The following is a 14,684-nucleotide window of genomic DNA, read 5'->3' on the forward strand; positions in this document are numbered from 1 at the left end:
CCCGGTGCCGGCGCGCCAGGGTGGCGCGGCGTCGCGGCATGGGGGGAGGGGGCGGAGGCGCTGCGGTGTACGGTCATGTGCGGTCAGTTCAGGGACGGCAGCCGGGATGGGCACCGCTTGAAGCGCAAAACTCTAACAGCCCGGGGCTGTGCGGCCCTGTCGCCCCTCGCACAGCCTGGCCACGACCCAGGACATCCGCCCGGCATGGCTTGCTGCAAAATGAGCCTTCTCCCTTTTTGCCCGGGCCTGCCCCGGCCACCGTGCCCCATGTCTGCTCCCTCCGCCCACCGGCCCGGCCGTTACGCCGACCTGCAACGCATCGCCACCGCCAGCATGACCGAACGGGGCCTGCAGCCCGAGTTCTCAGCCGCCGTGCAGCGCCAGGTCGAGGCGATCCGGCAGACCCCGGCGGTGCCCGAGGAGGCCCTGCCCGATCTGCGCGCCTTGCTGTGGTGTTCGATCGACAACGACGATTCGCGTGACCTGGACCAGCTCACCGTGGCCGAGGCCCTGCCCGACGGCGCCACCCGCGTGTGGGTGGCGATTGCCGATGTCGACAGCCTGGTGCCCAAGGGCTCGGCCATCGACGAGCACGCCTGCTTCAACACCACCTCGGTCTACACCTCGGCGCGGGTTTTCACGATGCTGCCCGAGGCGCTGAGCTATGACCTGACCTCGCTGAACCCCGCAGTGGACCGCCTGGCCGTGGTGACCGAGATGGTGATCCATGCCGACGCCAGCCTGCACAGCGTGCGCCTGTACCGTGCCCGGGTGCACAACCAGGCCCAACTGGCCTACGACGCGGTGGCCGCCTGGCTGGAGGGGCAGGGCCCGCTGCCCGAAGCCGCAGCCCGGGTGAGCGGCATGGAGCAGCAACTGCGCCTGCAGGACCAGGTGGCCCAGACCCTGCGCCGCGCCCGCCATGCCCAGGGCTCGCTGGCGCTGGAGACCTTCCAGCCCCGGGCCGTGTTCGACGCGGGGCAACTGGTGGGCATCGAACAACAGGTGCAGAACCGGGCCCGCCAGTTGATCGAAGAGCTGATGATCGCCACCAACACCTGCACGGCCCACTTTCTGGCGCGCCACAGCGGGCGCTCGCTGCGCCGGGTGGTGCGTTCGCCCGAACGCTGGATGCGCATCATGGAAGTGGCAGCCCAGTACGGCGAGACCTTGCCGGGCAGCCCCGACTCGCGCGCGCTCGAGGCCTTTCTGGCGCGGCGCCACACGGCCGACCCGCTGCGCTTCCCGGACCTGTCGCTGGTCATCGTGAAGCTGATGGGCTCGGGCGAGTATGTGGTGGAGCAGGCGGGCCAGCGCCCGCTGGGCCACTTCGGGCTGGCGCTGCGCGACTACACCCACTCCACCGCGCCGAACCGCCGCTTTCCGGACCTGATCACCCAGCGCATGGTGAAAGCCGCCCTGGCCCATCAACCCATGCCCTACAGCGACGCCGAACTGCAGGACCTGGCCCAGCACTGCACGCGGCAGGAAGACGCCTCGCGCAAGGTGGAGCGCAAGCTGCGCAAGTGCGAGGCCGCGCTGTACCTGGAGCGCTTTGTGGGCCAGTCGTTCGACGCGCTGGTGACCGGCACCGAGGCCTCGGCCACCTGGGTTCGGCTGCTGTCGCCGCCGGTGGAGGGGCGCCTGATCGGGCGGCTGCCCCCGCTGCGCGTGGGCCAGCTGCTGCGGGTGGAGCTCAAACACACCGATGTGGAGCGCGGTTTCATCGACTTTGCGCTGCAGGAACCCGAGCATGGCGCCACGGCCGATGCCCGGCCCCAAGCCAGGCCTCACGCCAGGCCCCGCCCCGCGCATTGAGGCCGGGGGCCTAAACTATCGGGCTTTCATTGCTTCCCCGGACTGCCCCACCATGAGTACCACCCCGCCCGCCTGCCCCCAATGCGGGCTTGAAAACACCTACGCCGACGGCGACCAGTTCATCTGCCCCGATTGCGCCTTCGAGTGGCCGGCCCAGGCCGAAGCCAGCGACGAAGACCAGCCTGCGGGCGACGGCGTGATCCGTGACGCCAACGGCCAGCCCCTGGCCGACGGCGACGCCGTGCTGCTGATCAAGGACCTGAAGGTCAAGGGCAGCTCCACCGTGCTGAAGAAGGGCACCAAGGTCAAGAGCATCCGCCTGGTGCACGACAACGGCGACCACGATGTGGACTGCAAGACCGACCAGGGCCAGTTCATGCTGAAGTCGGTCTTCCTCAAGAAGGCCTGAGCCCCCAACCCCAAACTGCCTCCACCATGACTGCCCACGTTCGCGCCTCGGCCGCCTCGCCCGACCACACCCACGACACCACCCGCATCGACGACACCCGCATCCGCGCGGTGCGTCCGCTGATCACGCCCGCCCTGCTGCAGGAGTGGCTGCCCACGCCGGCCTCAGCCCAGGCCCTGGTGGAGCACAGCCGCAGCGCCATCTCGCGCGTGCTGCACGGTGCGGACGATCGCCTGGTGGTGGTGGTGGGCCCGTGCTCCATCCACGACCATGCGCAGGCCATGGAATACGCACGCCAGCTCAAGCAGCAGGCCGATGCGCTGGCCGCCGAGCTGCTGATCGTGATGCGGGTGTACTTCGAGAAGCCCCGCACCACCGTGGGCTGGAAGGGCTACATCAACGACCCGCACCTGGACGGCAGCTTCGCCATCAACGAAGGGCTGGAGCTGGCGCGCCAGCTGCTGCTCGACGTGCTGGCACTGGGCCTGCCGGTGGGCACCGAGTTCCTCGACCTGCTGAGCCCGCAGTTCATCAGCGACCTGGTGAGCTGGGGCGCGATCGGGGCGCGCACCACCGAGAGCCAGAGCCACCGCCAGTTGGCCAGCGGCCTGAGCTGCCCGGTGGGCTTCAAGAACGGCACCGATGGCGGGCTGAAGGTGGCGGCCGATGCCATCCAGGCCGCCCAGGCCTCGCACGCCTTCATGGGCATGACCAAGATGGGCCAGTCGGCCATCTTCGAGACCCGCGGCAACCAGGACTGCCATGTGATCCTGCGTGGCGGCAAGCAGCCCAACTACAGCGCCGCCGATGTGGACGCGGCCTGCGCCCTGCTCAAGGCGGCCGGCCTGCGCGAGCAGGTGATGATCGATGTGTCGCACGCCAACAGCAGCAAGCAGCACCGCCGCCAGATCGAGGTGGCCGCCGACGTGGCGCGCCAGATCGCCGCCGGTGACGCACGCATCACCGGCCTGATGATCGAAAGCCACCTGGAAGAAGGCCGCCAGGACATCGTGCCCGGCCAGCCGCTGCAGCACGGTGTGTCGGTGACCGACGCCTGCATCAGCATGGCCCAGACCCTGCCGGTGCTGCAAGGCCTGGCCGAGGCCGTTCGAGCACGCCGCGCCCGCGCCACCCAGTGAGCCCATGGCGGGGGCAGGGGAAGGGCTCGGGGAGGGGCATGAGGCAACGGCCCCTGCCCCCCTTCTTCACAAGGCTCCGCTAAACTGCCAGCACCCCATTTTCCGAGGGCGCCACCCGCGTCCGACCCCACTGAGATGAGCCAGCCGACCCCCACCGCCGCCGCGACCGATTTCGAGAGCATCTTCGAGCTGGCCCCGGTCTCCCTGTGGCTGGAGGATTTCAGCGAGCTCAAGCGCTTCTTCGAGCGCCTGCGCAGCCAGGGCGTGCAGGACCTGGCGGCGCACCTGGCCCAACACCCCGAGCAGGTGGCCGAAGGTGCGGCCAGCATCCGGGTGCTGCGGGTGAACGCCAAGACTCTGAGCCTGTTCGGCGCCAGCGATGCGGGCCACCTGCTGGCCAACCTGGGCCAGGTGTTCCGCGACGACATGTTCCCGCAGGTGGTGGCCGAGTGGTCGCAGCTGTGGAACGGCCAGCATGAGTTCGTCAACCAGACCGTCAACTACACGCTCGACGGGCGCCGCCTCGACGTGCTGGTGCGGGCCCGCATCCTGCAGGGGCACGAGGCCGATTGGGACCGCGTGATGGTGTCGCTGGAAGACGTGACCGACACCACCCGCAACCTGCAGCGCCTGGCCAACAGCGAGCAGTACGCACGCGATCTGTTCGAGCACTCGCCGGTGTCGCTGTGGGTGGAAGACTTCAGCGCCGTCAAACAGCTGCTGGACGAGGCGCGGCGCCAAGGCATCACCGACTTCCCCACCTTCATCCGGGTGCACCCCGAGTTCGTGACCCGCTGCATGCAGGAGATCCGGGTGGTGGATGTGAACCAGCTCACGCTGGGCATGTTCGGGGCCCAAACGAAGGGCGAACTGCTGAGCCGGCTGGACCAGCTGTTCCGCGGCGAGATGGTGGATTCCTTCTCCGACCAGCTGATCGACCTGTGGCAGAACAAGCTGGTGCAGCACCGTGAGGTGACCAACTACACGCTCAACGGCGACAAGCTGCACATCCACATGCAGTTCTCGGTGCTGGAAGGCCATGAGAAAGACTGGAGCCTGGTGCTGGTGTCACTGGTGGACATCACCGCCCGCAAGAAGGCCGAGGCCTACCTGGAGTACCTGGGCAAGCACGATGTGCTGACCCGGCTGCGCAACCGCGCCTTCTATGCCGACGAGCTCAATCGCCTGGCCCGCCGCGGGCCCTGGCCGGTCAGCGTGCTGATCGTCGACCTCAACGGGCTCAAGCGCGTCAACGACGAGGAGGGCCACGCCGCGGGCGACGCCATGCTGCGCCGCGCCGGCGAGGTGCTGGGCAAGGCGGTGGATTCACCGGCCTGTGCGGCGCGCATCGGTGGCGACGAATTTGCCCTGCTGCTGCCGGCCTCCGACGCGCGCGCCGCTGTGGCCGTGCAGGAGCGCATCCAGTCGCTGCTCGAGATGAACAACCAGTTCTACCCGGGCCAGCCGCTGACCCTGTCGATGGGCAGCGCCACCTGCCAGGACGGCGAGTCGCTCGATGCCGCCGTGTCGCGGGCCGACCAGGCCATGTACGCGGCCAAGGCCCGCTACTACCAAAGCCAGGACTTGAATAGAAGAACAGGCCCGACCTGAACCACTTTCGGAGGCCCGCATGCCGCCAAGGCCCGCAGACACCAGGTCGATGGCTGCTGGCTCAACAGCCCGCCCTTGCGGCAGCTTCCCAACCCCTTGTCTCACGCCCCATGTCCACCATTGCCGTCATCGACTTCGAAACCACGGGCGTCTCGCCGGAACAGGGCGCGCGTGCCACCGAGGTGGCCATCGTGCTGCTGGAGCAGGGGCGGGTGGTGGACCGTTTTCAGAGCCTGATGAATGCGGGGGTGCGCATCCCGTCCTTCATCACCCAGCTCACCGGCATCACCAACGCCATGGTGGCCGCGGCACCGCCGGCCGAGCAGGTGATGGGCGAGGCCAGCCGCTTTGTGGGCGAGGCGCCCATGGTGGCGCACAACGCGGCCTTTGACCGCAAGTTCTGGGTGGCCGAACTGGACCGCGCCGGCCTGAGCGCACCGCAGCCCTATGCCTGCACGGTGCTGCTGTCGCGCCGCCTGATCCCGCAGGCGCCCAGCCACAAGCTGGGCTCGCTGATCTCCTTCCTGGGCCTGCCGCCGGCCGGCCGGGCCCACCGGGCGCTGGCCGATGCCGAGATGGCCGCCTCGCTGCTGGCCCACCTGCAGCAGCAACTGCAAGAGCGCTGGCAACTGCAGGCCGACCACGCCTTGCTGAGCAGCCTGCAGCGCTGCAGCAAGGCCGCCGTGCCGGGCTGGCTGGCCCAGCAGCGCGAGCGCCACGCCGCCGTTTGAGGCTCTCAGATCGGGTCCAGGCCCTCAGGCCTTGGGAATGTTGAGCTTGGGCACCAGGTCTTTGTAGAAGGCCCGGTCCTTGTCGATGGCCGCCTGGAAGCTGGGCCCGTCGGCATAGGCCCAGCCCAGGTTGGCCTTGAGCAGGGCGTCGCGGAACACGGCGTCGTCGGCGGCCTTGCGGGCCACCTCGGCCCAGAGATCGGCCAGTTCCTGGGGCAGGGCCTTGGGCGCCCCCAGGCCGCGCCAGACCTGCACCGACAGATCCACCCCGCGCTCCTTGAGGGTGGGCACTTTCTCGAACAGGGCCGAGCCCACGCGCTGCTCGGCCATCACGGCCAGGGTGCGCATCTTGCCGGCCAGCACATGCTGGGCCACCTCACCCGGGCTGACGGTGAGCGCATCCACATGCCCGCCCAGCAAGGCCACGGCGGCCGGGGCCGCACCCAGAAAGGGCACGTGGTTGAAGCTGATGCCGGTCTTGTCGCCGAGCGCGGCCGCCGCCATGTGCCAGATCGAACCCACACCGGCGTTGCCGATGGCGATCGGGTCCTTGCGCCGGCGCGCGTCGGCCAGGAACTCGTCCACCGTCTGCCAGGGCGCATCGGCGCGCACGGTGATGGCCGAGGGGTCGGCGTTCAGGCGGGCGATGGGGCGCAGGTCGGAGGCGGTGTGCTTGGTGATGCCGAGGTTGGGGATGATGGTGAGCTCGCAGATGATGATGCCCAGCTTGTAGCCGTCGGGCTTGGCATTGATGAGCTCGGCCGTGCCGATGGCCCCGCTGGCCCCGGGCTTGTTGGTCACCACCATGGGCTGTTGCGGCAGGTACTTCTTGACCGCTTCGGCAAAGGCACGGCCCACCAGATCGGTGCCGCCACCGGCCGCCACGGGCACGATCAGCTCGATGGGGTGCGAGGGGTAGTCGCTGGCAGCGCGGGCCGGCGAGAAGGGCGCGGCAATGCCCAAGGCACAGGTGGCGGCCAGAAAGCGGCGGCGGGGGATGGTCATGGTGTTGTCTCCTGTTGTCATGGCTGGAATCAGCGGGTGCACGTGAGCCGGGGCAGGGGGTGCTGCCCCTGGCGGGATCGGGCCCAGGCCCGGTCCCGACTCAGTAGGTGGCGCGGCCGCCCGACAGATCGAACACCGCGCCGGTGGTGAACGAGTTCTCGGCGGTCAGCAGCCAGGCCACCATGGCGGCGATCTCGTCCACCTCGACGAAGCGGCCGCGCGGGATCTTGGACAGCATGTAGTCGATGTGCTGCTGCGACATCTGCTCGAAGATGCGGGTGCGCGCCGCCGCCGGGGTGATGGCATTGACCGCGATGTTGAACTGTGCGGTCTCCTTGCCCAGGCTCTTGGTGAGGGCGATCACGCCGGCCTTGGAGGCACTGTAGGCCGCCGCATTGGGGTTGCCCTCCTTGCCCGCGATCGAGGCGATGTTGACGATGCGCCCGTAGTTGCGCCGGATCATGCCCGCCACCACCGCCCGGTTGACATGGAAAGCGCCATTGAGGTTGACGTCGAGCACGCGCAGCCACTCGGCCGTGGGGTAGTCGACCACCGGGGCATTGGCCCCGGCGATGCCGGCGCTGTGCACAAGCAGGGCCACGGGGCCGCAGTGGGCCTCGGTGTCGTGCAGGGCGGCCTCGACCTGGGCCGGGTCGGTGATGTCGGCCTGCACCCGGTGCACGGGCACAGAGGCCTGCGCGGCCAGCGCCGCCGCATCGGCATCCCACAGGCTGACGCGCGCGCCGCCAGCCAGCAGGCGCTGGGCCACGGCCAGGCCGATGCCCTGGGCCCCGCCGGTGATGACGGCGGTGCGGCCTTCAAAGTCGTATTGGGTCATGGTGTCAGGTCCTTCAGGCGGCGACGGTGCGTTGTTGCTGTTCACCCAAGCCTTCGATGCCCAGGCGCAGGGTCTGGCCGGGGCGCAGGTAGACGGGCTCGGGCTTGCAGCCCATGCCCACGCCGGGCGGGGTGCCGGTCGAGATCACATCGCCGGGGTGCAGGGTCATGAAGCGGCTCAGGTAGGCCACCAGCTGGGGCACCTTGAAGACCATGGTGCGGGTGTTGCCGTCCTGGTAGCGCTTACCGTCCACTTCCAGCCAGAGATGCAGGGCATGCGGGTCTGGCACCTCGTCGGCCGTGACCAGCCAAGGGCCGGTGGGGCCGAAGGTGTCGCAGCCCTTGCCCTTGTCCCAGGTGCCGCCGCGCTCCAGCTGGTAGCTGCGCTCGGACACATCGTTGACCACGCAGTAGCCGGCCACGTGATCCATGGCTTCGGCCTCTTCGACGTAGCTGGCCACGCGCCCGATGACCACACCCAGCTCGACCTCCCAATCGGTCTTCAGCGATCCGCGCGGGATGCGCACATCGTCGTTCGGGCCCACCACGGCCGAGGTCCACTTGTTGAACACCACGGGTTCGCTGGGCACGGCCATGCCCGATTCGGCGGCGTGGTCGGCGTAGTTCAGCCCGATGCAGATGAACTTGCCGATGCGCCCCACGCAAGGGCCCAGGCGGGGCGTGCCGGCCACCATGGGCAGGCTGGCGGAGTCGATGGCGCGCAGGCGGTCGAGGGTGTGCGGGTCGAGGGTGCTGCCCTCGATGTCGGCCACATGGGCCGACAGATCCCTGAGTTGGCCGGCCGCATCCAGCAGGCCAGGTTTCTCCTGGCCCGGGGGGCCGTAGCGAAGCAGTTTCATGCCTTGTCTCCTTGTGCTGCGGGATTCTGGGAGGCCACCGCCATGCTGCATAGTGAGAGCTTTTGATCTGGCAATAACCTTTTGGAATCCCCATGGTCCCCAGCCTCACCTCGATCACCTCGCGCCTGCGCTTTCGCCAACTGACCCTGCTGGTGGCGCTGGACGAAGCGGGCTCGCTGCACCGCGCGGCCGACCGTCTGGGCATGACGCAGCCGGGCCTGACCAAGGCCTTGCGCGAGATCGAATCGACCTTCGGCATGGCCTTGTTCGAGCGCTCGCCCAAGGGGGTGCTGGCCAATGAACTGGGGCGCTGCATCATCCGTTACGCCCGGGTGATCGCCTCCGACCTGGGCCACCTGCGCGAAGAGATCGACGGGGTGCTGCGGGGCAGCGGCGGGCGGGTGGCCGTGGGCACCATCACCGGGGCGCTGCACTCGGTGCTGATCGGCGCCCTGGCCCAGTTGCGCGAGACGCAGCCGGCCTTGTCGATCGAGGTGCGCGAGGGCATCAGCAGCGAACTGCTGAACCAGCTCAACGAAGGCCGGTTGGACCTGGCCATCTGCCGCACCACGGTGGCCAAGCAGGCCGATCAATTCGACTACGAGGCCTTGCAGGATGAGAGCGTGGCGGTGGCCGTGGGGCCGGGCCACGCCCTGGCCAAGGCCCGGCGCGTGACGCTGGCGCAGCTGGCCTCGTGCCGCTGGATTCTCTACCCCGGCAACATGCCCTTGCGCACCCTGCTGGAGCGCGAGTTCCGCGAGGCAGGCCTGGACCTGCCGCCCTACCCGATCGAGACGGCGTCGTCGCTGGCCACCATGCTGATGCTCAAGCAGGACCCGACCCTGGTGGCCCTGATGGCCGAGGGCACCATGGCCTTCTGCGAGGAGCACCGGATCGCGCGGCGCCTGCCGCTGGCGATCCGCTCGCGCCATGAGGCCTACGGCATCGTCACCCGCCGCGGGGCCCGACTGTCACCGGCCGCCAGCCTGCTGGTGCAGTGCCTGCGGGACGCGGCCAACCCGGGCGGGGGCCTCGGTCTTGTGCACACCTGACATGCAAGGCGGCCACAAGGCACCCATAATCAAGCCGGCGCCTGGGTGGCGTGAGGAGGTGAATCCATGACATGGCTGTTGCTGGGCTTGATCTTGTTCCTGGGCGTGCATTCGGTGCGCATCGTGGCCGAAGGCTGGCGCACCCACACCCGCGAGCGCCTGGGTGAGGGCGCCTGGAAAGGCCTGTACTCGCTGCTGTCGCTGCTGGGTTTTGCCCTGATCGTGTGGGGCTATGGCCAGGCGCGGCAGAACCCCGTGGTGCTGTGGGTGCCACCGGTGGCCACGCGCCATGTGGCGGCCTTGCTGATGCTGATCTCCTTCGTGCTGCTGGCCGCGGCCTATGTACCGCACAACGGCTTCAAGTCGCGGCTGCACCACCCCATGGTGCTGTCCGTGAAGGTGTGGGCGCTGGCGCATCTGCTGGCCAATGGCAACCTGGCCGACCTGCTGCTGTTCGGCGGCTTTCTGGCCTGGGCGGTGCTGGATTTCCGCAGCGCCCGGCAACGCGATCGGGCCCAGGGCACGGTCTACCCGGCGGCGCACAGCGGCAGCACGGCCATGACGGTGCTGGCCGGCCTGCTGGCCTGGGCCGCCTTTGCCTTCTGGGGCCACCAGTGGCTGATCGGCGTGTCGCCACTGGGCATCTGACGCGGCAGACCATGAGCGCGACACCGACATCGTCAGACACTGGCCTGCGCCACATCCCGGCCGGCATCTGGACCCTGGGCTTCGTGAGCCTGTTGATGGACATTTCGTCGGAGATGATTCACAGCCTGCTGCCCATGTTCATGGTGGGCACACTGGGCATGGGCATGGCCACGGTGGGGCTGATCGAGGGGCTGGCCGAGGCCACGGCACTGATCGTGAAAGTGTTCTCGGGCGTGCTCAGCGACTACTGGGGCCGGCGCAAATCGCTGGCCGTGCTGGGCTACAGCCTGGGCGCCTTGAGCAAGCCGCTGTTCGCCCTCACCGGCGGCGCCAGCCTGATCGTGACGGCCCGCCTGCTGGACCGCGTGGGCAAGGGCATCCGCGGGGCTCCGCGCGATGCGCTGGTGGCCGACATTGCACCACCCCACCTGCGCGGCGCCGCCTTCGGCCTGCGCCAGTCGCTCGACACCGTGGGGGCCTTTGCCGGACCGCTGATCGCAGCCGGCCTGATGTTGCTGTGGGCGAATGATTTCCGCGCCGTGTTCTGGGTAGCCACGGTGCCGGCCTGGCTGGCCGTGGCCTTGCTGGTGCTGGGCCTGAAGGAGCCTGCGCGGCCCGCGGGCGCCCCGCGTGAGAACCCGATCCAGCGCGCCAAGCTGCGCCGGCTGCCCACAGCCTACTGGTGGGTAGTTTCTTTGGGCGCGCTGTTCACGCTGGCCCGTTTCAGCGAGGCATTTCTGGTGCTGCGGGCCCAGCAAAGCGGCATCGCGATGGCCCTGGTGCCGCTGGTGATGGTGGCCATGAATGCGGTCTATTCGCTGCTGGCCTACCCCTTCGGCAAGCTGTCCGACCGCGTCGGGCACCGCGGCCTGCTGGCCGCCGGGGTGCTGGTTTTGCTGCTGGCCGATGTGTTGCTGGCCACCGAGACCGGGCCCGCCGGCCTGTTGGCCGGCGTGGCGCTGTGGGGCGTGCACATGGCCCTGACGCAGGGCCTGCTGGCCGCCATGGTGGCCGACACCGCACCAGCAGACCTGCGGGGCACGGCCTTCGGCTTCTTCAACCTGGTCAGTGGCCTGGCCATGCTGCTGGCCAGCACCGTGGCCGGCCTGCTGTGGGACAGCCAGGGCCCGGCGACCACTTTTGTGGCGGGCGCCGTGTTCTGCGGCCTGTCACTGCTGGCCTTGATGCTGCCGCAAGGCCGGCGCTGAAAAGGGCGTCGAACCGGCCAATCAGCCCCAACACTCAGCCCCAGCACTCGGGCAGCGCCTGCAGGCGCTGCCAGCACAGGGCGCGCCAGGCCGGGCTGCCGTAGGCCTGCACCAGGTCAGGGCCCACGCCCGAAGACAGGTGCTGCAGACTCAGGCCGAGCTCGCGCAGGTAGGGCTCTTCGACCACCACGAACTGGCGCCGGTAGGGCAGCAACACGCGCTGCGGCCCGGGCTGGCGCAGCAATTCACGGGCACGGCCGAGGTCGGCAAACCAGTGGTTGAGCAAGCGGTCACAGGCCTTGGCATGCCAGAAGGCACCCAGGTCGTCACCCGGCTGGGCATGGCCTCCCAGCACACGGCGCGCCTGATCCCAATCGGTGAAGCCCAGGCTGCGCGCCACCAGGGTGAGGCAGTGGCCGAGGCGCCATTCGGCCGGGTCATTCTGCCGGTGCCCGCCCAGGCGGGCACGCTCCAGCAATCGGGTGTCACCCGCGCGCAATGCCTTGAGGCCGAGGCGGGCACGCACCTTGAGTTCGGCCACCAGGGCCTGAGGGGGGGTAGGGGTGAAAGGAACAGAATTTGGATTCATGAGCAGCTCTTGTTTCGTGTGTTCAACCCTCCCGCTGGGGTCAGACGAAATCAAAAAAAGCTGTCCAGAGACTGAGCTTGCCGGGCGCCGGCCGGGTGTGGAAAACCGGGCCGGGCTCGCAGGGGTGAGAGCCTCTTTTGCGGGCGGGCGCCCCCTGGCACCCTAGCGAAAAGTATAGCGCGACCTGGTCACCCCTATCGCGGCGATAGGCGCGGGTCACAGACTGGCCGAAAAAAGCTGTGATAGCATTTCGCCCATGCAACGCCAGCAAACCACCACCCTGAAGCTAAGCCTAGTGCTCGGCCGGGGTCTGCTCGCGTTCGTGTCCTGAGCTTCGCGCTCTTCCAAGACTTCCCCCTGACCCCGGCCCACGAACCAGCCTTTGCCTTGCGCAAAGGGCTGCAGGGGATGTCGTCGATTTTTCTTTTCTCTTTTTGTTTTCGACCCCTGCGGCCCTGCCCGGAAACCCCGGCGCCGCAAGCTGTTCGTGGAGCCCGACATGATTGCCAACCCGTCTGCCAAATACGCCCCCTTCGCCCCGATCGCGCTCGCTGATCGCCAGTGGCCCTCGCGCACCATCACCCAGGCCCCCTTGTGGTTGTCCACCGACTTGCGCGATGGCAACCAGGCCTTGTTCGAGCCGATGAATGCCGAGCGCAAGATGAGTCTGTTCAAGGAACTCGTGCGCATCGGCTTCAAGCAGATCGAGGTGGGTTTCCCGGCGGCCTCGCAGACCGACTTCGACTTTGTGCGCAAACTCATCGAAGAAAGGCTGATCCCCGATGACGTGACCATCATGGTCATGACCCAATCGCGTGAAGAATTGATTGCCCGCACGGTGGAGGCCGTGAAGGGCGCCCCGCGCGCCATCGTGCACCTGTACAACGCCACCGCACCGGCCTGGCGCCGCATCGTGTTCGGCATGAGCGTGCAGCAGGTGATGGGCTTGATCGCCCACCATGTGGGCTACCTCAAGCAGCTCACCGATGCCCAGCCCGACACCCGCTGGACCTTGCAGTACTCGCCCGAAACTTTCAGCGCCACCGAGCTCGAGGTGTCGCTTGAAGCCTGCCACACCGCCATCAACACCTGGGGTGCCGGCCCGGGCCGCGAAGTGATCATCAACCTGCCCACCACGGTGGAGAACGCCACGGCCAACGTGTTTGCCGACCAGATCGAATGGATGCACCGCCACCTGGTGCCGCGTGAACACATCGTGTTGTCGGTGCACCCGCACAACGACCGCGGCACGGGTGTGGCAGCCGCCGAGTTCGCGATGATGGCAGGTGCCGATCGCGTGGAAGGCTGCCTGTTCGGCAATGGCGAGCGCTGCGGCAATGTGGACATCGTGACCCTGGCGCTCAACCTCTACACGCAGGGCGTGCACCCCCAGCTCGATTTTTCGGACATCAACGCCGTGGCCCGCGTGGCCGAAGAGTGCACCTCGATCCCGGTGCACCCGCGCCACCCCTATGCCGGGGACCTGGTCTTCACCGCGTTCTCGGGCTCGCACCAGGACGCGATCAAGAAGGGCTTTGCCGCCCAGGACCCGAACGGCTTGTGGGAAGTGCCCTACCTGCCGATCGACCCGGCCGACCTCGGCCGCACCTATGACAGCGTGATCCGGGTGAACAGCCAGTCGGGCAAAGGGGGCATCGCCTTCTTGCTGGAGCGTGAGCGCGGCGTGGTGATGCCGCGCCGCATGCAGGTTGAGTTCAGTGCCGTGGTGCAACGCCAGACCGATGCCAGCGAGACCGAAATCAATGGCGAAGACATCTGGGCCTTGTTCCGTCAAACCTACCTGCGCGGCAGCAGCACCGGCAGCGATGCCATCCAGTACCACGGCCACACCCTGGACGGCAGCGGACAGGGCATCGAACTGGACTTGAGCATCCAGGGCGTGCGTCAGCGCCTGTCGGGCCAGGGCAATGGGCCGATCGCCGCCACCGTGGACGCCTTGGGCCTGCCGATGCGGGTGGACAGCTATGAAGAACGCGCCACCGGCAGCGGCGCCGATGCCCAGGCCCTGGCGATTGTGGAAGCCGCCCTCGAAGGCGTGGCCGGCAGCGGCTTTGGCGTGGGCATGAGCCACAACATCGTCACCGCCTCGATCCAGGCCGTGATCAGCGTGGCCAACCGCTTGCAGGAACGTCGCCCGGCGCGTGAAGGCGAAGGCTGTGCCGAGGTGCAGGCATGAGCGCGCGTGAACCGCAGCACACCCTGGCCTGGCCGATCCGGCCGGCCGGCCCGGGTGACACCGATGCCATCCAGGCCCTGATGGTGGCGGCCACCATCCGTTCGATCTGGCCCACCCTGGACGCGGAAGCACGTGACCCGGTGCTGGCCAGCTACGCCCGCGCCGGCCTGCGCCAGCGCCTGGGCGATGGGCAGCATCATTTCTGGGTGGCGCTGGACGCCGAAGGTGGCGACCCCTGCGGCGTGATCGCCCTGCACGGGCCGCGCAAGCTGCAGTACCTGTTCGTGCGCCCACGCTGGCAGCGCAGCGGCGTGGGCCGCGCCCTGTGGCAGGTGGCGCGCGAGCACGCGCTCAAGCTGCAGGCCGACCCGGCGCCCTTCACGGTGAACGCCTCGCTCAACGCGGTGCCGGCCTATGAAAAGCTGGGCTTTGTGGCCGATGGGGCCGCGCAAGAAGAGGGCGGCTGGCGCTGGCAGCCCATGCTGGCGCAGGGCTGAGGGCATGAGCAAGCTCCGGGCACGGGGTGCCAGGGAAAGCACGGTCCCACGAAGACCTTGACCAGAGGCAGTCACAAAATGAC

At 68.5% G+C, this 14,684-nt stretch carries 14 protein-coding genes; 10 read left to right on the top strand and 4 right to left on the bottom strand.

The annotated features are described in order from the left end of the window. Positions 1 to 267 precede the first annotated feature (267 nt). From L880_RS0105725 to L880_RS0105745, 5 genes are all read left to right on the top strand, one after another. Positions 268 to 1,818, top strand: coding sequence for an RNB domain-containing ribonuclease (locus tag L880_RS0105725; protein ID WP_027474862.1), 1,551 nt, complete (start codon positions 268 to 270; stop codon positions 1,816 to 1,818). A 52-nt stretch (positions 1,819 to 1,870) separates the two neighbouring features. Continuing rightward, entirely contained in the window at positions 1,871 to 2,227 is a 357-nt protein-coding gene (locus tag L880_RS0105730; protein ID WP_019573733.1) for a zinc ribbon domain-containing protein YjdM, read from the top strand. A 26-nt stretch (positions 2,228 to 2,253) separates the two neighbouring features. Beyond that, a complete protein-coding gene (locus L880_RS0105735; protein WP_027474863.1) occupies positions 2,254 to 3,366 on the top strand; it encodes a 3-deoxy-7-phosphoheptulonate synthase in 1,113 nt (370 codons plus the stop codon). A 135-nt stretch (positions 3,367 to 3,501) separates the two neighbouring features. Then, positions 3,502 to 4,977 carry a sensor domain-containing diguanylate cyclase gene (locus tag L880_RS0105740; protein WP_027474864.1) on the top strand — a complete coding sequence of 492 codons (1,476 nt, stop codon included), beginning with the start codon at positions 3,502 to 3,504 and terminating at the stop codon, positions 4,975 to 4,977. A 110-nt stretch (positions 4,978 to 5,087) separates the two neighbouring features. Next, positions 5,088 to 5,708, top strand: a complete 621-nt coding sequence (locus L880_RS0105745) for a 3'-5' exonuclease (protein WP_019573730.1) — start codon at positions 5,088 to 5,090, stop codon at positions 5,706 to 5,708. A 24-nt stretch (positions 5,709 to 5,732) separates the two neighbouring features. Here the strand turns inward: L880_RS0105745 and L880_RS0105750 are convergent, their stop codons facing one another. From L880_RS0105750 to L880_RS0105760, 3 genes are all read right to left on the bottom strand, one after another. Next, positions 5,733 to 6,713, bottom strand: a complete 981-nt coding sequence (locus L880_RS0105750; RefSeq protein ID WP_027474865.1) for a Bug family tripartite tricarboxylate transporter substrate binding protein — start codon at positions 6,711 to 6,713, stop codon at positions 5,733 to 5,735. A 100-nt stretch (positions 6,714 to 6,813) separates the two neighbouring features. Next, complete coding sequence (locus tag L880_RS0105755; RefSeq protein WP_027474866.1) at positions 6,814 to 7,551, bottom strand: SDR family NAD(P)-dependent oxidoreductase; 738 nt, start codon at positions 7,549 to 7,551, stop codon at positions 6,814 to 6,816. A 13-nt stretch (positions 7,552 to 7,564) separates the two neighbouring features. Continuing rightward, positions 7,565 to 8,410 (bottom strand): ureidoglycolate lyase, encoded by an 846-nt coding sequence (locus L880_RS0105760; protein WP_027474867.1) that lies wholly within the window; start codon positions 8,408 to 8,410, stop codon positions 7,565 to 7,567. 92 nt (positions 8,411 to 8,502) lie between these two features. Here L880_RS0105760 and L880_RS0105765 point away from each other — a divergent pair, with 92 nt between their 5' ends. The 3 genes from L880_RS0105765 (at position 8,503) to L880_RS0105775 (ending at position 11,318) form a co-directional block, all read left to right on the top strand. Further along, positions 8,503 to 9,462, top strand: coding sequence for a LysR family transcriptional regulator (locus L880_RS0105765; protein WP_027474868.1), 960 nt, complete (start codon positions 8,503 to 8,505; stop codon positions 9,460 to 9,462). Between the two features lie 66 nt (positions 9,463 to 9,528). Beyond that, positions 9,529 to 10,110, top strand: coding sequence for an NnrU family protein (locus L880_RS0105770; RefSeq protein WP_027474869.1), 582 nt, complete (start codon positions 9,529 to 9,531; stop codon positions 10,108 to 10,110). An 11-nt stretch (positions 10,111 to 10,121) separates the two neighbouring features. Next, positions 10,122 to 11,318 (top strand): MFS transporter, encoded by a 1,197-nt coding sequence (locus tag L880_RS0105775; protein ID WP_027474870.1) that lies wholly within the window; start codon positions 10,122 to 10,124, stop codon positions 11,316 to 11,318. Between the two features lie 34 nt (positions 11,319 to 11,352). Here the strand turns inward: L880_RS0105775 and L880_RS31715 are convergent, their stop codons facing one another. Beyond that, entirely contained in the window at positions 11,353 to 11,907 is a 555-nt protein-coding gene (locus L880_RS31715; RefSeq protein ID WP_157462629.1) for a hypothetical protein, read from the bottom strand. Between the two features lie 499 nt (positions 11,908 to 12,406). Here L880_RS31715 and leuA point away from each other — a divergent pair, with 499 nt between their 5' ends. Both leuA and L880_RS34245 read left to right on the top strand, forming a co-directional pair. Further along, on the top strand, positions 12,407 to 14,104 hold the full coding sequence (leuA, locus tag L880_RS0105785; RefSeq protein ID WP_043328616.1) for a 2-isopropylmalate synthase: 1,698 nt from the start codon (positions 12,407 to 12,409) through the stop codon (positions 14,102 to 14,104). Next, positions 14,101 to 14,601, top strand: coding sequence for a GNAT family N-acetyltransferase (locus L880_RS34245; protein ID WP_051443093.1), 501 nt, complete (start codon positions 14,101 to 14,103; stop codon positions 14,599 to 14,601). Before leuA ends, L880_RS34245 begins: the two co-directional genes overlap by 4 nt. The last annotated feature ends 83 nt before the right edge of the window (positions 14,602 to 14,684 follow it).

Source organism: Curvibacter gracilis ATCC BAA-807 (assembly GCF_000518645.1).
GTDB lineage: Bacteria > Pseudomonadota > Gammaproteobacteria > Burkholderiales > Burkholderiaceae_C > Curvibacter > Curvibacter gracilis.